Raw genomic sequence first — 22,309 nt, 5'->3', positions numbered from 1 at the left:
ACTCTATAGAAATTAATATTTAATAAAAATGCTTCAATTTGAACGATTTTACTAATCAAATTGAAGCGTTTTTTATCCAAATCATCACACATTAAAAATATTATACACAATAATCCGATCTTCATAATTAATATACAATTGCTTCCTATTTTCTTGTTTTTTTCTAGTAATGATAGAAACGGTACAATCTAGGCCTTCATTATCTTTGCAAGTAAACGAATACACAATGTCGGTATCATTCTCTTCTATAGGCTGATAATCTATGATTTCAAATAATTGAATAATCTGAGAATAGACTACAATTCTATTTTTATTAGTATCCAAAGAGACTAAAATGTTAACCAAATCTAAATCAGTCCATTTACCCCATTTCCCTTTTTCTGTTTTTTCTAAAACACTAAAGCCGGTGGTTTTAAACTTATAATTTTGCCCATAAGATTGCTGTAATCCCATTAGTAAAAACAAAAATCCGATAAATATTTTAGCTTTCGTCATTTATTAAAAATCAAAATTATTCACCTCTCTCTTAGCTGATTCAAAATCAGTTATCATTTCCTCTATAATTGAAGCGGCTGATTTAATGTCATGAATTAATCCTGCTACTTGACCAATCTCTAACTCTCCTTCGATTAAATCACCCTCAAACATACCGCGTTTTGCTCTTGCTCTTCCTAATAATTCTAGTAATTCCTCTTTACTCGGCCCTTTTTCATACAATTGCTGCACATCCTGATAAAATTTATTTTTAATTAAGCGAACTGGAGCAAGCTCTTTTAAAGTCAATTGAGTATCGCCCTCTTTAACATTAAGAATTGTTTCCTTGAAATTATCATGTGCTGAAGATTCAATCGATGCTGCAAATCTACTTCCTACCTGTACTCCATCAGCTCCTAAAATCATAGTGGCAAGCATTGCGCGTCCGGTTGCAATACCTCCTGCGGCTATTAAGGGAATTGTAATTTTTTCTTTCACTATCGGAATTAAAGCAAGGGTAGTAGTTTCCTCTCTTCCATTATGGCCTCCAGCTTCAAAACCCTCAGCAACAATTGCATCAACTCCTGCGTCTTGTGCTTTTAATGCAAAAACAGAGCTACTAACTACATGAACAACAGTTATGCCATTTTCTTTCAAGTAAGCTGTCCATGTTTTTGGATTTCCTGCCGATGTGAAAACAATCTTTACACCTTCATCAACGATAATTTTCATGATTTCTTCGATATTGGGATACAACATCGGAACGTTTACACCAAAGGGTTTTGAAGTGGTTTTTTGACATTTTTGAATGTGTTCGCGCAATACTTCGGGATACATAGAACCTGCACCAATCAAGCCTAAACCTCCAGCATTACTTACTGTACTGGCAAGTTTATAACCACTATTCCAAATCATTCCGCCTTGGACAATTGGATATTTAATCTTAAAAAGTGTTGTGATTTTATTCATGAACAAATTGAACTATGATTTTTTAATTATTTTCCCTTTTTTTGAAAAACCATCCGTTTCCAAAATATAAAAATACAACCCTTCTTGTAATGATTTTAAAGAAATAGCTGTTGTTTCCGGCGTGATTCTTTGCTCCAATACTTTTTGTCCTAAAATAGAGTAAATACCAAGTATTCCGTTTGTAAATTTTGCAGGTAATGCAAACGAGATGGTATCACTAGCTGGATTAGGATACACTACAAAATCATCATCATTATTTGATTCGATTGCTAATTGATTACGAACAGCCAAAGCAAAATCAGGAATACCATAGCCATATTGATTATTGGGCGCAGAAAATCTATCTGATGCCTTCACAATTAACTCTCTAATTTCTTTATTTGTTTTTTGAGGAAAGGCCTGCCACAAACAAGCAACCATACCTGCCATGATTGGACTAGAAAAAGAAGTTCCATCGGCCGTTACAATATTTCCAGCCGGATCTGAGACTACAGCTGCTTGTCCTTGAGCCATGATATCGGGTTTAATTCTTCCATCAAAAGAAGGACCTCTCGAACTAAATGAAGTTAAAACTTCTATAGAATTCACAGCACCTATGGCTAATACTGAAATACCATCTGCAGGAACTCCAATATAAGGATTAGAAGAGTTACCTGAATTTCCAGCAGAAGTGACTAACAACATACCTCTACTGAATGCAACTTCTGATCCACGGGTCATAAAAGCAGTGCTTCCATTCATTTCGTTATACGTGTGATTGTACGCTTTATTATCAAATTCAAAATACCCCAAAGAGGTATTGATAATATCGACTCCTAAACTATCTGCTCTTTCTGCTGCTTCAACCCAAAGTGATTCTTCGACAGGATTTTCTGAGGCAACATCTTCTGTAATAAATAAATAATAAGAAGCATCTGGCGCAGTACCCACTAATGAATTTTCCTTGTAGCCTCCCATTGTAGAAAGCACTAAAGTTCCATGTGAATCTGCAGTATACACATTTGGATTTCGTGCTACATAATTATAACCACCCAAAATCTGATTATTGATTCGTAATCTCTGAAAAGGCTGTGCTGTATTTACACCGGGAAAACCACCATCCATTACTGCGATAATTTTACCCGAGCCTGTATAGTTTTGTTGGTGCAAAGCTTGTCCGTTGAGCATCTGAATTTGATTCGATGAAGAACCGTAGGCGTAGTCAATCTTTATTTTCTGTACTTTATTTACCTTTTGAGTTTTTGAATTCTTTGCTATTCTTGCAGTTTGGTTTAATGATTTATCCGCAAAATCAACTTTACTAACAAAAGGTAACGAAGCTAAGGCATTAATATTAGCTTGAGATCCTCGAATATGGAGCGCATTCAGCCACCTCGATTTTGCCATAACTGTTATCCCCGAAGCATTTTTTACCTGACTAATATATGTTAACTCTACAGGAACATCTTTTAAATCTAATGGTATATTTTGGTTGGTTCTTCGATCCAACGCTCTTTGAGATAGCATTTTTAATGGATCAGAAGTAAACGTTTGAGAATTAGGTTTGCCGTTAAAATAAACCCAAGCATCTTGTTGCGAAAAACCAGTTGCACTCAATAGTAAAAAAAGATAAAGGTAAAATTTTTTCATATTTAAATTTGTTAAGTGGATTCAGCTGATAAATGCGAATACCTGATTATTTTTAAACCTCATTTAATTTACTAAATTTCAAAAAAATCTATTCTTAGATCTTATCTTTAATGAAACACTACATTAAGAAATTACTCCTGATCCAACTAATTCTTCCCCTAAATACCAAGCTACAAATTGCCCTTTGGTTATTGCAGATTGTGGTTCATCAAAAGCTACGTACATCCCATTTTCAAATTGATGCAAAGTAGCACGCTGCAATGGCTGCCTGTAGCGAATCCTTGCAATTACCTGCATTGTTGCTCCATTGAGTAAAGATAAATCTTTTCGAATCCAATGCACCTCTGCTTTATCAATAAATAAGGCTTTTTTGAAAAGTCCAGGATGCTGGCTCGTTAATCCCGTATAAATTGTATTGGTATCAACATCGGTAGCGATAATAAACAAGGGATCTGTTGTTCCACCCACATTTAAGCCTTTGCGTTGTCCAGTTGTAAAATAATGCGCTCCTTGATGTTTCCCAACTACTTTACCCATTTGCGGAGTATAAAGTAGTGGAGCAGCAACCACTTTTAGTTCTTCTTCAATTGATAAACCTGTGGGGATTTCAGTATTGTAAACCGAATCATTTTTATCGATTTGAATGATTAAGCCTTCTTTGGGTTGCAATTTTTGCTGTAAAAACTCTGGCAAACGTACTTTCCCAATAAAACACAAACCTTGCGAATCTTTCTTTTCGGCAGTGATTAGCTCCATTTCAGTTGCTATTTCTCGAACTTCAGGCTTGGTTAATGCCCCAATAGGAAACAAAGATTTCGCTAATTGCTCTTGCGATAATTGACATAGAAAATAAGATTGGTCTTTATTAGAATCTGCACCTGCTTTAAGTTGATAAACCGTTTCTCCGTTAACTTCGGTTTCACTTTTTTGACAATAATGCCCTGTCGCTACAAAATCAGCTCCAAGACTTAATGCAATTTTCATAAAAACTTCAAATTTTATTTCGCGGTTACAAAGTACGTCAGGATTTGGAGTACGCCCTTTTTCATATTCGCTAAACATATAGTCAACGATTTTCTCTTGGTATTCTTCACTTAAATCAACCGTTTGGAAAGGAATTCCTAATTTTTCGGCCACCAATAAGGCATCGTTACTGTCCTCGAGCCATGGGCATTCATTTGAAATCGTTACCGAATCATCATGCCAATTTTTCATAAAAAGTCCAATAACTTCATACCCTTGTTGCTGCAATAAGTACGCTGCAACACTTGAATCTACACCTCCAGAAAGTCCTACAACTACACGCTTCATCTTTAAAAAATTACAATTTTATAAGGAGGCAAAGTTACAAAACATTTACAACAGAACTTGTTAAGAATATCGTTATTTATTTTTGGATTTCGTTGCATTTTCAGGAAAACTCATGTTCGTTTCTTTGACTAATTTTCCTTTTTCAAAAAACTGCCAAATACCTGATTTTTTGCCGTTTACAAATTGTCCTTTTGAAACAATATTGCCATTTGCATCACTAAAAATAGCTAAACCATTGTAAATATTATTCTTAAAAATCGACTCTTCGAGAATAACCCCTTTTTCAGTATATTTTTTGTAAAAACCATTTTTCAAATTATTTTTATAACTTATTTCTTCAGCTACCTTACCACTGATATAAAAAACGGTACGCAATCCATCGAGCTTACCCTTATTATAATTCTCCGTAGTCATTATATTTTTTGAAGCCTGGTGGTAGTATTTCCACTGTCCTTCAAATAATTTATTAACTACTTTACCCTCACTAACTTTATTTTTATTTTGATCATAAAAAATTGTGTAGGCTGAATTGTCTTTTACATTAAATTCCCTGGTGGCTATGATAGATCTGGCTTTTGTATCATCATAAAAATTAAAAATCCCTATTTCCTTACCATGATCAAACGTCCCTTCGTATCGAGGTCTTTTTGATTCCTCAAAAACGCCTTTCCAGAGTCCATGCTTTTTTCCGTTTACATCCAACTTGTTGAATTCGGTTTGGGCTAAAATATTTTGGCTAAAAAACATTACAGCTAAAAGGACAATAAAATTAATGTGGTGTTTTTTCATTATTACTTAGTGTTTGAACATACTTATGAAACTGATAATTTACATTTTTATTTTAGCAAATTTACAAATTATTTACAAAGAGTACGGATACAACTATAAAGGACACTGTAACACTGTTGCATTCCTGATACAAATTTCAATTCACTACAGATATAACTTAACTTATTTAAAAGTAGAATTCAAATCCTTAACAGCGATACATACGAAGACCATAACTGTTAATTTGAATTATGGAAACAAAAAAAAAGCTCTCATTTCTGAGAGCTTGTATAGGAATTACTTTTTCTTTTGTTGTGCTTTTTGAGCTTCGGCTTGTTCCATCACTTCTTGTAGTTTTTTCTGGAATTTACCTTGTTTTTTCGGCTCTTTCAACTTATTTTCTTGAATTTGAGCGTGAATCTTATCACTGTCGATAAAGTACCTTTTGATGACAATCATAATTCCGATAGTAATCAAATTTGAAATGAAGTTGTACAAACTCAATCCAGCACCGTAACTATTAAAGAAAAGCAACATCATTATGGGCGAAACATAAATCATTATTTTCATCATTTTTGCCATATCTGGCATTCCCTCTTGTTGTGGAGCAGCCATTTGTTGATCACCGGATGTCATTTTCATATAAAAGAAAATGGCTATCGCTGCAAGAATAGGAAACAAACTGATATGATTTCCATAAAAAGGAATGTAAAAAGGCAATTTTACAATTTCATCAAAAGAGGAAAGGTCATCTGCCCAAAGAAAACTTTTATGTCTCAACTCAAATGCGGATGGAAAAAACTGAAAAGAAGCCATCAAAAAAGGCATTTGAATCAATGCAGGTATACAACCAGCCATAGGATTAACTCCCGCTTTGTTGTATAATTTCATTGTTTCTTGTTGCTTTTTCATGGGATCTTTCTTGAATTTCTCACCCAATTCTGCAATTTCTGGACGCAATAACTTCATTTTTGCTTGAGACAAGAATGATTTGAAAGTTATCGGTGACATGGCCAATTTTATCAGTATTGTAAAAATAATAATTGCAATACCATACGCAATATACGATCCTAAGAAACCAAATAATGGTACAAATATAAAACGGTTGATCCAACCGATTATTCCCCAACCTAAAGTTACAATTTTCTCTAAATTCAAATCATAACTAGCCAATGTTTTAAAATCAGATGGCCCCATGTACCAACTTAATTTATGATCAATTTCACCATTAGTAAAAGCTAAAGGAATATTTGCTTTAAATGATTTAGTAAATGTTGTATCTACTTTTTCATCATTCATCAAGTTAGTTGATGTTACTTGCGCGTTTTCAAATGGAGTTTTGGAAACTAATATAGTAGAGAAAAAATGCTGTTTGAATGCTATAAATGTTGGTTTTTCAAGCAGCTCATTCTCAGCAGCTCCAAGTCCGGCATAGTCTACTTTACCGTCTTTGTGCTCAAAATATATTTCAGTATATTTATTTTCGTATGAAATACTTTTTTCATTTCTATTTGCTTTTAGGTTCCATTCTAAGTCTAAAGGTTTTGAGGTATTCAAAACTTTTTGAAGTCCTTGTGAACGAATATCAAAACCAATCATGTAATCATTTGGTTTTAAAATATACTTGTATTCTAGAAATTCATTGGCACCAGCCTTTAATTTCATAGACAAAACTTGGTCTGAACCAATTTTTGTTAATGATGGTTCAAAATACAAATCTTTAGTATTTAAAGTTCGATTATCTGAAGTGAGTAATTGTACGTTTAAGTTCGCATTATTATCTTTTATCAGTTGAACTAACTGACCTGAACCCTTTTTGAATTTTTCGAATTTTTTTAAAGTAGCTTCAACAATATAACCTCCTTTGTTGGCTATTGTTAATTTTACCAATTCATTTTCGATAGTAGTCACTCCGGCTTTTGCAGAAGGCAAGGTAGCAGAATAAGCAAAATTCCCTAATGTTTTTTGCAATTGAGCTAATTGGGTAGAATCTCCAGTTGCTGCTACAGCAATAGCTGCTTTTTCAACAATTTTTGCTTCTATAGCCTTGGCTTTTGCTGTTTTGATCTGTAACTCTTTTTGAGCTTTTTCAGCTGCAACCACTTTTGGATCCGGTTGGTTTTGGTACATGATAAAAACTAAAATACCAAAAATTAAGGCAAAACCGATAATCGAATTGAGGTCAAATTTTTTTTGTTCCATTATAATATTTAAAAGTGTTTAATCTATTAGTACCAAATTTCGGTAAATGTTTCACTACATCCTTACTATTTCTTCTTTGCTTGTACAGCCGCTGCAACAAAATTAACAAAAATAGGGTGCGGATTGGCAACGGTACTTTTGTATTCTGGATGGTATTGTACTCCTATGAAAAACGGATGATCTTTAATTTCTACAATCTCAACCAATCCGGTATCTGGATTTACTCCAGTAGCCAGCAATCCTGCTTTTTGCAATTGTTCTACATAACTGCTGTTGTACTCATAACGGTGACGGTGACGCTCTGAAATAGTCTCTTTCCCATATATTTTATAGGCCAATGATTCTTTCTTGATGTCGCATTTCCATGCTCCAAGTCGCATTGTTCCACCTTTATCAGTAACTGTTTTTTGCTCCTCCATAAGGTTTACAACCGGATGAGCTGTATGTTCGTTCATTTCTGTTGAATTGGCATCTACAAACCCCAACACATTTCTAGCGTGCTCTATAATGGCCATTTGCATACCCAAACAAATCCCGAAAAACGGAACTTTATTTTCTCTAGCGTATTGTACAGCAGCTATTTTCCCTTCTATTCCTCTTTCCCCAAAACCTGGAGCTACAAGAATCGCGTCTAAATTAGAGAACTTTTCTTTGATGTTGTTGGCATCAATATGTTCTGAATGGATCGAAATTACATTTACTTTGGTTTCATTGGCAGCTCCTGCATGAATAAATGCCTCCAAAATTGATTTATAACAATCTTGCATTTCTACGTATTTCCCAACTAAACCTATGTTTACCGTATGCTTAGGGTTTTTCAATCGCTTTAAAAATATATTCCAATTCTTTAAATCTGGAGCTGCTTTTTTAGGCAAATCTAATTTTTTCAAAGCCACTACATCTAGTCCTTCCTCTAACATTAAATTTGGAACCTCATAAATTGTAGACGCATCAATAGATTGAATAACAGCTTCTCTTTTTACATTGCAAAATAAAGCCAATTTATTACGCAATTCCTCTGAAATTTCATGCTCAGTTCTACAAACTAAAATGTCTGCTTTGATACCGCTTTCCATCAAGGTTTTTACGGAATGCTGTGTTGGCTTTGTTTTCAACTCACCTGCAGCAGCTAAATAGGGTACTAAAGTTAAGTGAATAACAATTCCGTTATGCTCTCCTAACTCCCAAACCAGTTGACGAACCGATTCAATATAAGGAAGGGATTCTATATCACCTACTGTTCCACCTATCTCTGTAATCACAATATCATAATCGCCAGAATTTCCTAGCAATTGCATTCTATCTTTGATTTCATTAGTAATATGAGGGACAACTTGAACCGTTTTACCAAGAAACTCTCCTCTTCTTTCTTTTTCAATAACCGAGAGATAAATCCTCCCAGTTGTAACATTATTGGCTTGCGAAGTGGGAACATTCAAAAAACGCTCGTAATGACCTAAATCTAAATCGGTTTCTGCGCCATCATCAGTTACATAACATTCTCCGTGCTCATAAGGATTTAATGTTCCTGGATCTACATTAATATAGGGGTCAAACTTTTGGATGGTTGTACGGTATCCTCTTGCTTGTAACAATTTTGCCAATGATGCCGCTATAATTCCTTTCCCTAGAGAAGAAGTCACACCGCCAGTGACAAAAATATATTTCGTTTGATTCATTCTGTTGTTGTTTGTGTTGTAGTTGTGTAAAAAACTTGGCAAAAATACAATTATAAATTGAGATAAAGCTAATTTGAAAATGAGATAATTTGGAAATTTAAGTTTCCAATCAGACACTAATTTTAACTTCAGAATAGTATAGATTTCCTAATTTATAGTGGTTTCGGGTATCTTTTTTTAATATTTCGAATCAATTCCTCTAATCCATTTAGTTTCAGTTCGTAAATGAGTTGCAGTTGTTGTCCTAACTCTCCTTTTGGGAATCCTTTATTACTATACCATACTACGTAGTATTCTGGCAAGTCAATGAGGTACCTTCCTTCATATTTACCAAAAGGCATTTTGGTATGCGCTAATTTGATAAGTTGTTTTTGATTTTGTTCCATTATTTTAAAAAAAATCAAGAGACAAGAAACAAGAACTACTAATGAATCTTGTTTCTTGTCTCTTGAAATACAAATCTGTTTATTTCCAGTTAAAACTAATGCGTTTTTCTATTTCAGGGTGCAAACTCAAAAATACTGGACAAGTCATGGCAACTCTTTCTAGAATAGTTTTGTTTTTAAGATCAGTTGTACCGCACATATCAAACATAATTTCTATGGCGCCTATACGTCTTGGATCTATATTCATGATTTTAGTCACTGCAGCAGTAGAACCTACTAAATCAATGTTAAAATCACGCGCTTTTATACCCATAACTGTCATCATACAACTTGCTAAAGCATTGGCTACTGTATCCGTTGGAGAAAAGGCTTCTCCTTTTCCGTTATTGTCAAGTGGAGCGTCAGATAGTATTTCAGTTCCTGATTGTAGGTGAACAGATGAAGTCCTTAAATCCCCCAAGTACGTTACTTTTGATGTCATTAGTTGGCTTGTTTTATGGTTAAATCGGTATCGTAGTATAAAATATACACGCCTTTATTAATATAGCCACCGTCTTCTTTTTTATAAAATTCGAACTTATTGTCTACTTGTTCGGTTGCTGTACTTTCTATAGTTTCTTGGTATTTTTTATCTTGCGACAATCGCATCATCGTGTCAAAAGTGATATCAAATCCGCGTGTTGCAAAAGTGCTCGGATATATTTTATTTTTTCTTTTAAATTCTTTCTCAAAAATCATGGCTTCAGGCGATTGGTTCTCACGAGTAACAGAAGGATACATTAATTTCAATTTGGCCAAACTCTGAAAATTAATCTCATCAGTGTCTAATGTTTCGTTGGGTTCTAAAATAACCAATTGTACCTTAAATGCTGCCATCGCATTCAACAAAACAGACATCGTAGCTTTGATCATCCCTGTATTTTCTGTTTCCATTACTACATAATTGATACGATCTTTAACAAATAAACTTTTAAGATTTTCGGCAGATACACCACCATTTGCAGTAAGCGTTGAAAACTTAACGTCCTTATGATTTTCTTGAATAAATTGTATCACTGAACCTTTTTTCTTATCTACGACCGCTATAATATTACCATTTTTAGCTCTCATGAAATCGAATACCGCATTTTTAACTACAGTAGTTGTTGGAATCGTTTGCAACATATTACTAAAGGAAGCGCCTGTATCCTTTGATAATGGCGAAATCACCGGCACTTCGTAGCTGTTGAGTAATTCGGCTGTTTTCTCTACGTTACTTTGATAAAAAGGCCCAATTATAGCAGAGGCATTTTCTAAATTATTAGCTTTTATAAGAGCTGCAACATTAGAGCTATTTTTAGTTTCTTGGGAATCAAAAATACTCACATCAATGGCTAGTCCTAATTGTTTAGCCGAATCAATTGCGATCAAAGCGCCAGCATAAAAATCCAATGTCATGTTTAAAAACTTGTCTTTTTTTAGACGCATTGCAGTCGAATTAATCGTATCGCCTTCAATTTTTGAAAGGTTGAAAGGCAAAAGCAAAACCAGTTTTTTTCTGTCATTCAAACCGTTTTGTTTTGACAATGAAATATAAGCCTTTTTAGTTTCTGTTTCTTGCGGAATAGCCGCTGATGCTGGAACTCTTAAAACCATACCTACTTCTACACCTTTAGCTAAATCAGGATTTAATGCAATCATTTCTTCTTGCGATAATCCAGCCATTTTAGACAACCTGAACAAGGTTTCTTTCGGCTTAACCGTATACTCTATATATTTAATTTTTGGACTCGGCTCAGGAGTAAGTACTTGTACCATTTCTTTGGCAGGATCCCTAACTGTACTTCTCTCTACTTTTGGTAGCGAAGTTGAAGGATTCCCTTTAATAATCAATTTGAAACCAACTGGTAAATTGCCAACTATCTCAGGATTTTTTTTCTCTAATTCATCAATGCTAATATCGTATTTTTTAGCAATGGAATACTTAGTTTCTTTTGGTAAAACTTCATGAAAAACAACTTGATTTTGTAATAAATTTGCAGTTTTCTGACCAATTCCTGACGGAATAACGAGCGTTTGCCCAATTTGCAATCCCTCTTTTTCCAAAAATGGATTTGCTTTTTTTAATGCTTCGTCTGAAACATCATATTTTTTTTCAATACCATATAAAGTCTCTTTTGGAGCGACATTATGAGTAATCATTTTTGCAACTGGCTTCTTTTGAACCACAACTTTTTGTTGGCTTTTGTTTTTTGGAATCAACAAAACGCTGTTGGGTTTTAATCCACTTTGTGCATCGGGATTTAATTGAAAGATGTCATACGGAGTAACATTATACTTTTGCGCAATCTGACTGATTGTCTCCCCTTTCTCCACTTTATGAGTCGTCGTTTTTTCTTGTGAAAAAACACTAGAATTAAAAAACAAAGTCATTATACAAGTCGCAAAAAAATATTTCATCCTTTTTATTTATAAATTATTCAATTCTTAATAACGAACGGTATCAAATTTTATTCCAAAAATCTGATACCGTTTTATAGCCAACAGTAAAAAAGTGCTGACCTAAAGATTGTATATTAATCTAAAGTCTTATTCCCACTCAATAGTTGCTGGCGGTTTTGAACTAATATCATACACCACTCTATTCACTCCTTTTACCTTATTGATAATGTCGTTTGACACTTTCATCAAGAAATCATACGGTAAATGTACCCAGTCAGCGGTCATACCGTCTGTAGATTCAACGGCACGAAGCGCAATCACTTTCTCATACGTTCGCTCGTCACCCATAACACCTACACTATTCACAGGAAGTAAAATTGCTCCTGCTTGCCACACTTTATCATACAATCCCCAAGATTTTAATCCATCAATAAAAACGGCATCTACATCTTGCAAAATTTGCACTTTCTCAGGTGTAATATCGCCTAGAATTCTAATTGACAATCCAGGTCCAGGAAAAGGATGCCTTCCCAATAACTCAGGATCAATTCCTAATGAAGCTCCTACTCTTCGTACTTCATCCTTAAAAAGCATGCGCAAAGGCTCTACTATTTTAAGTTTCATATAATCTGGCAATCCGCCTACGTTGTGATGCGATTTTATAGTAGCTGAAGGTCCTTTTACAGAAACAGATTCAATAACATCTGGATAAATTGTCCCTTGCGCCAACCATTTTACATCTTCAATAAGATGCGATTCATCATCAAAAACTTCGATAAATACACGTCCTATAATTTTGCGTTTGGTTTCTGGGTCACTTACACCTGCTAATTCAGACAAGAAACGATCACCAGCGTCAACTCCTTTTACATTCAAACCCATACCTTTGTATTGGTCTAATACATTCTGGAATTCGTTTTTACGAAGCAAACCATTATTTACAAAAATGCAGTATAGATTTTTTCCAATTGCCTGATGCAATAAAACTGCCGCAACAGTAGAATCTACACCACCAGAAAGACCAAGAACTACTTTATCGTCTTGTAACTTCTCCTTTAATTCTGCTACCATTTCCTCGACAAAAGCACCAGGTGTGAAATTTTGAGGAACTTCTGCGATTTTTACTAAAAAGTTTTCCAGCATTTTTGATCCATCCGTAGAATGGAAAACTTCAGGGTGGTATTGAATTGCATAAGTGGCCTCACCTTCAATTTTGTAAGCTGCAAATTCTACATCATGCGTGCTCGCCAATTTTACTCCATTGGCTGGCAGCGCTTTGATGCTATCACTATGACTCATCCAAACTTGGCTGTTTTCTGAAACCCCTTCAAAGAAAACTTCATTTTCTTTAATGAAATTTAAATTAGCTCTACCATACTCTCTGGTATTCGATGCTGCTACTTCGCCACCACTAAAATGAGCTAAATATTGTGCTCCGTAACAAACGGCTAGCAATGGTAGTTTCCCTCTAATTTGAGATAAGTCTGGATGTGGCGCATCTTCTGAACGAACAGAAAAAGGGCTTCCTCCTAGAATTACTGCTTTGTAAGAGGATAAATCACTCGGAAAATGATTGTAAGGAAATATTTCGCAGAATATATTTAATTCGCGAACTCTACGCGCAATAAGCTGTGTGTATTGCGATCCGAAATCTAAAATAAGTACGTTGTGTTGCATGCGCAAAAATACTTTTTATATTTTGATTTGAAAATTGAATTCTGAAAAAAATTCTTTTTCTTTGTACAGATTAAATTCTCAATCAAAGAAATCACAGTATGCTAAAAAACCTAATTCAAAATATTTACGTACTTTAACGCACAACCATTTTAAAAATTCATCGCAAATTAAACCCCATTTCTATGAGAACAAAAATTTATTTATCAGTTGTTACTTTAATCCTTTTGATAACTTCCTGTAATGCTATTGATGATTTATTGACTTTTACAATAGACAATCAAACTACTTTTAAAATTAGCAGTGGATTCCCTATTGGAACAGCTTTCAGCGTAATTACCCCAGATGTACCTACCAATTCTAGTTCTACTTTTGAAAACAACAATACTAAGGCAGACTTGGTGAAAAATGTGAAAATTAGCGAATTAAAATTGACGATTACAAATCCAACTGACAAGTCTTTTAGCTTTTTGAAATCGGTTCGTTTGTTTATCTCAACAGATGCAAATGATGAAATAGAACTGGCTTATTTAGAAAATATTAATTCAACAACAAACACTTTAAATTTGATCTGCACAGATCAAAGTTTGGACAAATATATAAAAGCATCTTCTTATAAAATAAGAACCGAAGCCGTTCTAAAAGAAAGTATAGCTCAAGATATTACGGTTAATGCTGATATGAAATTCAGAGTTACCGCTGATCCATTTTAGGCTTTTATTCATTATTCTTTTGTAACTACAATTGTAGCTTTAAAACCTGTTCCAAGATTCCATTGACTTGCCGAAATCAGACCGCCGTTATCATCGTAGATCTGAAATTCGGCAATCTTTAAGTCATCATTATTCTTTTACAATTATAAATTTACCTTTTACTCCTGCATCCCAATTTGCCCAAAAATCAGATTTAATAAATTTTCCTTCTGCATCATAAATCTGGAATTCAGCTGTATTTCCTCCTAATAAACCTTTGTTAAGAGCTTCAATTTCAAATGTATTTATTCCTTCTCTAAAAAATATTTTAAATTCCTGAAATTTTTCTTCCATCAACAATTTATCTTCTACAACAGCACCATTAAGTGACGCTCTGGCTAAATCTCCATCAATCTGTCCAAAATCACGAAATTTAATTACAAAGTATTTTGATTTAGTTCTAATTTCTCCAAAATTGACATCGATTTTAACTAAAAATCTAGAATCTTCCCTCAAACCCTGCCGAACTAATGTTTTATCTAAATCCTTTTCCATTTTATCCATATAAACATCTCCTGGATTAACAAAATCATTTTTTGGAGTCATGTTTATAGTGTTTTTTTCTCCAATTTTCAATACTGAACTAGGGGTTTTAATTTCAGGACTTTTAAAAACATTTGGGGTATAAATTGGAGGCATCTCAGTTTCAGGAGGAACTACTTTTTTAATTTTAGGGGCATTATTTTTAAGTGGTATTGCTTTAAATTTTTTACTAATTTCAATCTGACTATAGCTTTTTGAAGAAATACCAATACTAATTATTATAAAAAAAAGAATCTGTTTCATATTTAGAGAATATTGATAAGTCAATATTTATTAAGAATTTAAAACTAAAAATACAATGTAAACAACAAAATGCCATAAATTTATTTATCGAATTTAAAAAAGAACGTTACTAATCTTTCATTAACATTAAGGTCCCTTTGAAATTTTTCCCAAGATTCCATTGATTATCAAAAATAATACTTCCCTTATCATCTAACACTTGAAATTCTGCTGTATTAGGAGGTGCAAACCCTTCATTTAATGCCTCAAAATCAATCTTATTAACACCTTTTTCTAATTTTATCTCAAAACCTTTAAAATCTCCATCCAAAACAACCTCGAAATCTAGTACTTTATCATTTAAATATACTCTAATCTTATCGCCATCAACATAAGCAGCATCTCTATACCTCACTTTTGCTGTAAGAGAACCAGTTTTAAAACTCCCTAAATTTTGGTTTCTTTTATACGTAACAACATCTGTATTTTCTGGTTTTTTATTAATTCTAGTAGGATTTAAGAAATCAATTTTTGTTACATCTCGAGAAACGTCTTGTTCCTTAACATCCTTTTGACTTATCTTTTGAGCTAGATCTACTTTTGGAATTGCTTTCTTAATTTTAGGAGTATTGTTTTTTGGTGCAATAGGCTTAAATTTTGAACTAAATTCATTTTGAGCAGATCCACTCAAAGTAATACCTACCAATAACAATAAATATAAAATCCTTTTCATAACTTCTTAAAATTTGATGATCCTTGCTGGTAAAAATTTAAAAATAGAAAACCAATTGTATTTATTCAAAAATCAAGCAACAATTTAACTTTCATTTATAACTCTCAAATGCCCAAAATATTATATTTTATTAAGCTAATCAGCTAAATAATCCTCTCGGTTTTATTTTATTTTAATCTAAAATTGATGTTTTTATTTTACTTTTCTTCTAACTTGCAAATAGTATGCCACAGCCAAAATATATTTTTTGCTGAACACTTTTTAAAACCACAAATAATGAAAAGAAAAAACATAGTAACAGGTTTGCCTTAAGAAGACAAAATGGGATATTGCCGTGCAGTGCGCATTGGAAACATTATTAAAATATCAAGAACTGCAGCAATTGTAGACGGTGAAAAAGTGAAAGCTGATGATGCTTATGCCCAAACACTAAATATTTTAGAACGCGTCGAAAAAGTTTTGGAAGATCTTGATGCAAGTATAAAAGACGTTATTCGAACGCGAATATTCACAACAAATATCAATACATGTGAGGCTGTTGCTGCAGCACATTCACAATTTTTCAAAGACATAAAAGCAACTACAGGTTTCTACGGTATCAATCAACTTGTAGGGCCTGAATATCTGGTTGAAATTGAATTTACAGCAGTCATTTCTGAAAAATAATTTATCTACAAAGGATTTTTATACTTTTGCATAAACTCCCTTTTCATTAAAGTAATGAACATAGAAAACGTTACAAAAATAATGCTTGTCACCCTCAAATGGATCCTCATTAGTGTTTTAATAGGCATAACAACTGGTTCCGCATCTGCCTTTTTTTTAATAGCACTGGATTGGGTTACAAACTGCAGAGAACATAATAATTGGCTGATTTGGCTTTTACCAATAGGTGGCTTACTCATTGGTTACGGTTATTATTACGGGGGCAAAGATGTAGCAAAAGGCAACAATTTGTTGCTGGAAGAATACGAAAATCCGCAAAAAAAGATTTCTTTAACAATGGCTCCGTTGGTACTTTTCGGCACCCTAATCACACATCTTTTTGGCGGTTCGGCGGGACGAGAAGGAACAGCTGTGCAAATGGGTGGCACAATTGCCGATCAATTTACAAATGTTTTCAAACTGAATGCTTCGGAAAGGAAAACAATTCTCATTCTTGGCATCAGTGCTGGTTTCGCTTCCGTTTTTGGCACTCCATTAGCGGGCGCTTTGTTTGCTCTAGAAGTACTTTTTTTTAGCAAAATCAGCTGCAAGAGTATTCCTTTATCTTTTTTGATCGCTTATATTGCTTATTTCACAGTTGAATTTTGGAACATAAAACATACCCCTTACAGCATTCCAATACTACCAGAAATGAATTTTACAACTTTATTTTGGATAATTGGAGTGGGTATTCTTTTTGGTTTAACCGCCATGTTATTTTCTATGAGTACTCATTTTTGGAGTAAGCTATTTTCAAAAAACATTTCCTATCCTCCGCTTCGACCTTTCGCTGGCGGAATTTTATTGGCAATAGCCATCTATTTTATTGGTACAACAAAGTACAATGGTTTAGGAATTCCCGTGATTGTGGATTCTTTTTCTAACCCAAATACGGCGTATGATTTTCTTCTAAAGATACTATTTACAGGATTCACACTCGGAGCAGGATTTAAAGGTGGCGAAGTAACGCCATTGTTTTTTATAGGCGCTACACTGGGAAGTGCATTATCACTGGTAGTTCCGTTACCCATAGCACTTTTGGCTGGAATGGGATTTGTCGCTGTTTTTGCAGGAGCAACGCACACTCCAATTGCTTGTACCGTGATGGGAATAGAGCTTTTTGGGATCGAAAGTGGAATTTTTGTTGGTATTGCTTGCTACACCGCCTATTTTGCTTCTGGTTCAGTAGGAATTTACAATGCTCAAATAGTAAAAGGCGCAAAATTTCATTTGTATCAAAAAATTAAAAAATGAAAAAATAGATTTTTATAAAATAGAATTTCCTTTTTTTAATTTATTTTTTTGTAGTATTGTTCTTAGCACAATATTAATTAAATCTCATAAAAATGTCTTTTGGAAATCCTGCTACTTCTTCACAATACGTTCCGCTGAATAACTTATCTAGATTACAACTTATTTTTGTGTCCGTTGAAGCACTAAAAAAACTTAACTGGACTCTAACCCAACTTGACGAAAACGGATTAAAAGCCCAAACCGTTAGCAATCCTTATACTTGGAACGAGACTATTACTATTACTCTTGAAGATCATGACCCGCTAAATACAAGCTTTAGCAATGGAAATCAACTTTATGATCGTGGTAGAAATCAGAAAAATATAGATTCCTTTTTAAATATATTTTATGCAATAAAACAGCAAGATTCCATTCTTACTTTAGACGAAGAAACCCTAGTAAAAGCTATTCATTCTGAAAAAACCTTTCCCGTTTCAGAATTAGCTGATGCGAAAAAAATTACTCAGTTTTATTCTTTCTTCTCCTTATTCATTCCTACAAAAGACTATTTCATCACACCGATTCTCATCAACATCAATATTTTTATTTTTCTAATCATGATTTTTTCTGGCGTTAATATCTTTGTACCAACTACACAGGATATTATTGATTGGGGCGGAAATTATGGTCCTTTAACTATCGAAAATGGATGGTGGCGCTTGCTCTCTGCTTGCTTTGTTCATATCGGAATTTTTCATTTACTTATGAATTGTTATGCGCTTGCCTATGTTGGTTTATTATTAGAATCTTACCTAAAAAAAAGAGATTTTTTACTGACCTATCTTTTTTGTGGTTTAACAGCGAGTTTGACTAGCTTGTATTGGAACAGTAATATTGTAAGTGCTGGTGCATCGGGAGCTATTTTTGGTATGTACGGCATTTTATTGGTTTCTGTCGTGCTCAATACTATTGACAAAAAAGCTAAAAGCTCACTTTTGATAACAATAGGAACTTTGATTGGTTTAAATATTGCTTCGAGTTTCAAAGAGGGTATTGATGCAGCAGCACACATTGGAGGATTAGCATCAGGAGTATTATTTGGTTTAATAGTAGCATTATTAATTAAAAATCGAAAAGCGGGAATTTCAGTAGTTACAGCAACTACATTACTGATATCCGTTATTTTTTTTACGATTAGCAAAAACTCCAAAACGTTTATTTATCAAATTATAGAATATCAAGAAGGAATGCAAGATTTTGTAGAAATGGAAAAAATGGCTTTGGAATCTTTCAATACTTTTTATGGAGACAGCAAGGAAAATAAGCTCACTTCTATTAAAGACCGCGGTATTTATTATTGGGACGAAAATATAATTTTATTAGAAAAACTGGATAAACTATATCTTCCTGAAGCCGTACACAAACAAAACGATAACTTAATAGAATACTGCGAACTGCGCAAAGAATACTATGAACTTGGTTACAAAAAATTAAATGAGAATACAGATCAGTATGATAAAATCATGGATGAATTAGATAACGAGATAAATCAAATTATTACTAAAATCAAAAGTGACTCATCAAAATAGTTTATCGGCTTGATTTTAATTTCAAAAATTTAAGCTATTCTTTTTCATTCTAGTTATTTGTTGGCTTTATTTACATTCAAAAATTAAATTAAACAAAAGATAAGACCTTCAAAAACCGTGAAATTCCTGTTAATGATTTCAACATTACATTAAAAAAATGTAATTTCGCAACTTATGAAAACACAAGACATTCACGAGATTCAGCAGTTATTAGCAACACCGAAAAAAATTGCCATAATCCCACACAGAGGTCCAGACGGAGACGCCATGGGTTCTACTTTAGGATTATACCATTTTTTAATAAAAAACAACCATCATCCTGTGGTAGTTTCTCCGAACGAATTCCCTGATTTCCTAGCGTGGATGCCAGGATCAGAGAACGTTAAAATATACGAAAAAGACAAAGAAAATTGTACTAAAATACTAGAAGATGCCGAAATCATTTACACCTTAGATTTTAATGCATTGCACCGAACTGGGGAAATGGAACAACTATTGGCGACCCTAAAAGCGCCATTTATAATGATCGATCATCATCAAAAACCAGATGATTATGCTACATTCACTTATTCTGATACTAGTTTTGGTTCAACTTGCGAAATGATTTACAATTTCATTTCTCTTCTTGGAAAAAAAGGAGATATCGACAAAACTATTGGAACCTGTATTTATACCGGAATTCTCACCGATTCAGGTTCTTTTCGTTTTCCAAAGACAACAGGAACAACACACAGAATTATTGCAGAATTAATAGATTTAGGTGTCGAAAATACCGAGATCCCAACTTTATTATTTGATAATAGTTCTTACGGTAGATTACAACTATTGGGTAGAGCACTCCAGAACATGAAAGTCTTTACAGCCCATCACACGGCGTACACCACCCTTACACAAGATGAATTGAACTCATTTGATTACGTAAAAGGAGACACCGAAGGAATAGTAAACTACGGACTAAGTATAAAAGGAATCGTTTTTACTGCTATATTTATTGAAAATAAAGAAGAAAAAATTATCAAGATTTCGTTTCGTTCCCAAGGCGACTTTGATGTCAATCAATTTGCAAGAGATCATTTCAGTGGTGGTGGCCATCGCAATGCAGCAGGCGGAAAATCAGAAGTATCGATGGAAGAAACAATACGTAAATTTGAAGATTTAGTAACAAAACTAACAATATAAAAACATGTCAAAATGTAGTAAGTTGATTGTGTTTGGATGTGTATTATCCATTTTTATCATAGGTTGTAAACAGCATCAAGATGCTAGAAAGCCACTGTCACATACTTCGGGCAGCTTTATGAAAAAATCTATTGCACGCAACAAAAAACTCGTAGCCAACGAAGAAACGGATATTGAGGCACTAATCAAAAAAGATCCAAAAGTAACATATATTGCTTCCAAAAAAGGATATTGGTACACGTACGAAACCAAAAATACATTGGATTCTCTAACTCCCAAAAAAGGAGATGCTGCCTTTTTTGATTACGAAATCAAAGATTTAAAAGGTAATGTGATCTACTCTGAATTAGAATTAAGACCACAAATCTATTATGTTGATAAGCAAAATATCATGATGGGATTGCGCGATGGTATCAAATTAATGCGCAAAAATGAAAAAGTGCGTTTCCTTTTTCCATCAAATATGGGATATGGTTATCATGGTGACGATAAAAAAATTGGCACGAACCAACCCTTAATTTGTATTGTCACATTACGCGATTTCAAATCGGAAATTTTGTACAAAAAAGAAAGTGAATTAAAACTAAAAGTACCAATAGCAAAACCACCCGTTAAGACTGAAGCCCCAGCTGTTGTTGCGCCTAAAGACACCATAACTCAATAAAATTAAAGTAAGAAATGAAAAAAAACATCCTATTCGCATTCCTAGTTATTGCTTCTTTATACTCTTGTAAAGAAGAACACAACAATCTTCCTGATGGTTTGTATGCAAAAATAGAAACTAACAAAGGGGAAATTATTGTACAATTAGATTTCGAAAAAGCACCCATCACAGTTGCCAATTATGTGGCATTAGCCGAAGGGAAAAATCAATTTGTAACGAATGAAAACCTAAAAGACAAACCCTTTTTTGACGGATTAAAATTTCATAGAGTGATTCCAGAATTTATGATTCAGACCGGAGATCCGCTAGGAACAGGCTCTGGCGATACCGGTTATAAGTTTAAAGATGAATTCTCCGATTTAAAATTTGACAAAGGCGGAGTTTTGGCTATGGCCAATAACGGACCGACTACCAACAGCAGCCAATTTTTTATTACACATGTTGCAACGCCTTGGTTAGAAGGAAAGCATACCATTTTTGGTCATGTAGTGGAGAAAGGAATGGATGTAGTAAATACTATTGTTCAAAATGATTACATCAATAAAGTGACAATTATCCGAAATGGAGAAGCGGCTAAAAAGTTCAATGCAGTAAAAACATTCACAGATTATTTTGCAGTAGAATCAGAAAACCAAAAGAAAAAGGAAGCTATTGACGCTGAAAATAAAAAAGTATACGACGCAAAATATAAAGAAGTTCGCGAAAATAAAATCGCCTATTTTGCCACTCTAAAAGCCAAAGCTACTAAAACACCAACTGGATTGCAATACACAATCATTAAGAAAAGTGGTGGCAAGAAGCCCGCAAATGGCGCAAATGTTTTCATACACTACGCTGGTTTTCTTGAAGACGGAGAATTATTTGATGCTAGTATCGAAAGTGTTGCTAAAACATTTGGAAAATACGACGAAAATAGAGCGGCTCAAAACGGATATCAACCTATCCCATTTCAAGCAGGAAGAAAAGATGGCATGATTCCTGGTTTCATCGAAGGACTAGAGCAATTGTCTTTTGGCGATAAAGCTGTAATTTTTATTCCTTCTAATTTAGGATATGGTGCTGCTGGAGCTGGAGGAGTTATTCCTCCCAACGCCAACATCATTTTCGAAATCGAATTATTGGAAACAATGCCACAACAATAGTAGCATAAAAAGTGATATCTAAATACAACTCAAA

The 22,309-nt window shown here is 33.8% G+C and carries 20 protein-coding genes; 7 read left to right on the top strand and 13 right to left on the bottom strand.

Annotated elements, in window-relative coordinates; all coding sequences use genetic code 11:
- Window positions 1-84: 84 nt before the first annotated feature.
- The 11 genes from ACNQGO_RS04655 to guaA form a co-directional block, all read right to left on the bottom strand.
- Complete coding sequence (locus ACNQGO_RS04655; RefSeq protein WP_417984425.1) at window positions 85-495, bottom strand: hypothetical protein; 411 nt, start codon at window positions 493-495, stop codon at window positions 85-87.
- A 3-nt stretch (window positions 496-498) separates the two neighbouring features.
- On the bottom strand, window positions 499-1,443 hold the full coding sequence (locus tag ACNQGO_RS04650; protein ID WP_417984423.1) for an NAD(P)H-dependent flavin oxidoreductase: 945 nt from the start codon (window positions 1,441-1,443) through the stop codon (window positions 499-501).
- Window positions 1,444-1,455: 12 nt separating this feature from the next.
- A complete protein-coding gene (locus ACNQGO_RS04645) occupies window positions 1,456-3,072 on the bottom strand; it encodes a S8 family peptidase (protein WP_417984421.1) in 1,617 nt (538 codons plus the stop codon).
- A gap of 123 nt (window positions 3,073-3,195) precedes the next feature.
- Window positions 3,196-4,383 carry a tRNA 2-thiouridine(34) synthase MnmA gene (mnmA, locus tag ACNQGO_RS04640; RefSeq protein WP_417984419.1) on the bottom strand — a complete coding sequence of 396 codons (1,188 nt, stop codon included), beginning with the start codon at window positions 4,381-4,383 and terminating at the stop codon, window positions 3,196-3,198.
- Between the two features lie 72 nt (window positions 4,384-4,455).
- Window positions 4,456-5,172, bottom strand: coding sequence for a toxin-antitoxin system YwqK family antitoxin (locus ACNQGO_RS04635; RefSeq protein WP_417984417.1), 717 nt, complete (start codon window positions 5,170-5,172; stop codon window positions 4,456-4,458).
- A 276-nt stretch (window positions 5,173-5,448) separates the two neighbouring features.
- Window positions 5,449-7,353: a membrane protein insertase YidC gene (gene yidC, locus ACNQGO_RS04630; protein ID WP_417984415.1), complete on the bottom strand. Its 1,905-nt coding sequence runs from the start codon at window positions 7,351-7,353 to the stop codon at window positions 5,449-5,451.
- Window positions 7,354-7,418: 65 nt separating this feature from the next.
- Entirely contained in the window at window positions 7,419-9,032 is a 1,614-nt protein-coding gene (locus tag ACNQGO_RS04625) for a CTP synthase (protein ID WP_417968711.1), read from the bottom strand.
- A 152-nt stretch (window positions 9,033-9,184) separates the two neighbouring features.
- Window positions 9,185-9,418 (bottom strand): DUF3820 family protein, encoded by a 234-nt coding sequence (locus tag ACNQGO_RS04620; protein ID WP_309757516.1) that lies wholly within the window; start codon window positions 9,416-9,418, stop codon window positions 9,185-9,187.
- 79 nt (window positions 9,419-9,497) lie between these two features.
- Window positions 9,498-9,899, bottom strand: a complete 402-nt coding sequence (locus ACNQGO_RS04615; RefSeq protein ID WP_417984413.1) for an OsmC family protein — start codon at window positions 9,897-9,899, stop codon at window positions 9,498-9,500.
- On the bottom strand, window positions 9,899-11,857 hold the full coding sequence (locus ACNQGO_RS04610; protein ID WP_417984411.1) for an amino acid ABC transporter substrate-binding protein: 1,959 nt from the start codon (window positions 11,855-11,857) through the stop codon (window positions 9,899-9,901). Before ACNQGO_RS04610 ends, ACNQGO_RS04615 begins: the two co-directional genes overlap by 1 nt.
- A 129-nt stretch (window positions 11,858-11,986) precedes the next feature.
- Complete coding sequence (gene guaA / locus ACNQGO_RS04605) at window positions 11,987-13,516, bottom strand: glutamine-hydrolyzing GMP synthase (protein WP_417979008.1); 1,530 nt, start codon at window positions 13,514-13,516, stop codon at window positions 11,987-11,989.
- Window positions 13,517-13,698: 182 nt separating this feature from the next.
- Between guaA and ACNQGO_RS04600 the strand changes: the two genes are divergently transcribed.
- A complete protein-coding gene (locus ACNQGO_RS04600; protein ID WP_417979007.1) occupies window positions 13,699-14,226 on the top strand; it encodes a hypothetical protein in 528 nt (175 codons plus the stop codon).
- Between the two features lie 129 nt (window positions 14,227-14,355).
- Here the strand turns inward: ACNQGO_RS04600 and ACNQGO_RS04595 are convergent, their stop codons facing one another.
- A complete protein-coding gene (locus tag ACNQGO_RS04595) occupies window positions 14,356-15,075 on the bottom strand; it encodes a hypothetical protein (RefSeq protein WP_417984408.1) in 720 nt (239 codons plus the stop codon).
- A gap of 85 nt (window positions 15,076-15,160) precedes the next feature.
- The gene (locus tag ACNQGO_RS04590; protein ID WP_417979006.1) at window positions 15,161-15,763 is read right to left on the bottom strand and encodes a hypothetical protein; all 603 of its coding nucleotides are present in this window, start codon (window positions 15,761-15,763) and stop codon (window positions 15,161-15,163) included.
- 321 nt (window positions 15,764-16,084) lie between these two features.
- Here ACNQGO_RS04590 and ACNQGO_RS04585 point away from each other — a divergent pair, with 321 nt between their 5' ends.
- From ACNQGO_RS04585 to ACNQGO_RS04560, 6 genes are all read left to right on the top strand, one after another.
- Window positions 16,085-16,429, top strand: coding sequence for a Rid family hydrolase (locus ACNQGO_RS04585; RefSeq protein ID WP_417979005.1), 345 nt, complete (start codon window positions 16,085-16,087; stop codon window positions 16,427-16,429).
- An 81-nt stretch (window positions 16,430-16,510) separates the two neighbouring features.
- Window positions 16,511-17,722, top strand: coding sequence for a chloride channel protein (locus ACNQGO_RS04580; RefSeq protein ID WP_417947899.1), 1,212 nt, complete (start codon window positions 16,511-16,513; stop codon window positions 17,720-17,722).
- Between the two features lie 92 nt (window positions 17,723-17,814).
- Entirely contained in the window at window positions 17,815-19,290 is a 1,476-nt protein-coding gene (locus ACNQGO_RS04575) for a rhomboid family intramembrane serine protease (RefSeq protein ID WP_417979003.1), read from the top strand.
- A gap of 174 nt (window positions 19,291-19,464) precedes the next feature.
- Window positions 19,465-20,469, top strand: a complete 1,005-nt coding sequence (locus tag ACNQGO_RS04570; RefSeq protein ID WP_417979001.1) for a DHH family phosphoesterase — start codon at window positions 19,465-19,467, stop codon at window positions 20,467-20,469.
- Between the two features lie 4 nt (window positions 20,470-20,473).
- The gene (gene gldI / locus ACNQGO_RS04565; RefSeq protein ID WP_417979000.1) at window positions 20,474-21,133 is read left to right on the top strand and encodes a gliding motility-associated peptidyl-prolyl isomerase GldI; all 660 of its coding nucleotides are present in this window, start codon (window positions 20,474-20,476) and stop codon (window positions 21,131-21,133) included.
- Between the two features lie 14 nt (window positions 21,134-21,147).
- Window positions 21,148-22,275, top strand: a complete 1,128-nt coding sequence (locus ACNQGO_RS04560) for a peptidylprolyl isomerase (RefSeq protein WP_417978999.1) — start codon at window positions 21,148-21,150, stop codon at window positions 22,273-22,275.
- Window positions 22,276-22,309: the final 34 nt, after the last annotated feature.

It is taken from the genome of Flavobacterium frigidum (assembly GCF_048286735.1).
GTDB lineage: Bacteria > Bacteroidota > Bacteroidia > Flavobacteriales > Flavobacteriaceae > Flavobacterium.
The sequence above is the reverse complement of the archived record's forward strand: the minus strand, read 5'-3'. Positions and strand labels throughout refer to the sequence as shown.

Excerpts from the sequence above, each read along its gene's own strand:
- ACNQGO_RS04655 (WP_417984425.1), bottom strand. The coding sequence starts at position 495 with ATGACGAAAGCTAAAATATTTATCGGATTTTTGTTTTTACTAATGGGA.
- ACNQGO_RS04650 (WP_417984423.1), bottom strand. The coding sequence starts at position 1,443 with ATGAATAAAATCACAACACTTTTTAAGATTAAATATCCAATTGTCCAA.
- ACNQGO_RS04645 (WP_417984421.1), bottom strand. The coding sequence starts at position 3,072 with ATGAAAAAATTTTACCTTTATCTTTTTTTACTATTGAGTGCAACTGGT.
- mnmA (WP_417984419.1), bottom strand. The coding sequence starts at position 4,383 with ATGAAGCGTGTAGTTGTAGGACTTTCTGGAGGTGTAGATTCAAGTGTT.
- ACNQGO_RS04635 (WP_417984417.1), bottom strand. The coding sequence starts at position 5,172 with ATGAAAAAACACCACATTAATTTTATTGTCCTTTTAGCTGTAATGTTT.
- yidC (WP_417984415.1), bottom strand. The coding sequence starts at position 7,353 with ATGGAACAAAAAAAATTTGACCTCAATTCGATTATCGGTTTTGCCTTA.
- ACNQGO_RS04625 (WP_417968711.1), bottom strand. The coding sequence starts at position 9,032 with ATGAATCAAACGAAATATATTTTTGTCACTGGCGGTGTGACTTCTTCT.
- ACNQGO_RS04620 (WP_309757516.1), bottom strand. The coding sequence starts at position 9,418 with ATGGAACAAAATCAAAAACAACTTATCAAATTAGCGCATACCAAAATG.
- ACNQGO_RS04615 (WP_417984413.1), bottom strand. The coding sequence starts at position 9,899 with ATGACATCAAAAGTAACGTACTTGGGGGATTTAAGGACTTCATCTGTT.
- ACNQGO_RS04610 (WP_417984411.1), bottom strand. The coding sequence starts at position 11,857 with ATGAAATATTTTTTTGCGACTTGTATAATGACTTTGTTTTTTAATTCT.
- guaA (WP_417979008.1), bottom strand. The coding sequence starts at position 13,516 with ATGCAACACAACGTACTTATTTTAGATTTCGGATCGCAATACACACAG.
- ACNQGO_RS04600 (WP_417979007.1), top strand. The coding sequence starts at position 13,699 with ATGAGAACAAAAATTTATTTATCAGTTGTTACTTTAATCCTTTTGATA.
- ACNQGO_RS04590 (WP_417979006.1), bottom strand. The coding sequence starts at position 15,763 with ATGAAAAGGATTTTATATTTATTGTTATTGGTAGGTATTACTTTGAGT.
- ACNQGO_RS04585 (WP_417979005.1), top strand. The coding sequence starts at position 16,085 with ATGGGATATTGCCGTGCAGTGCGCATTGGAAACATTATTAAAATATCA.
- ACNQGO_RS04580 (WP_417947899.1), top strand. The coding sequence starts at position 16,511 with ATGCTTGTCACCCTCAAATGGATCCTCATTAGTGTTTTAATAGGCATA.
- ACNQGO_RS04575 (WP_417979003.1), top strand. The coding sequence starts at position 17,815 with ATGTCTTTTGGAAATCCTGCTACTTCTTCACAATACGTTCCGCTGAAT.
- ACNQGO_RS04570 (WP_417979001.1), top strand. The coding sequence starts at position 19,465 with ATGAAAACACAAGACATTCACGAGATTCAGCAGTTATTAGCAACACCG.
- gldI (WP_417979000.1), top strand. The coding sequence starts at position 20,474 with ATGTCAAAATGTAGTAAGTTGATTGTGTTTGGATGTGTATTATCCATT.
- ACNQGO_RS04560 (WP_417978999.1), top strand. The coding sequence starts at position 21,148 with ATGAAAAAAAACATCCTATTCGCATTCCTAGTTATTGCTTCTTTATAC.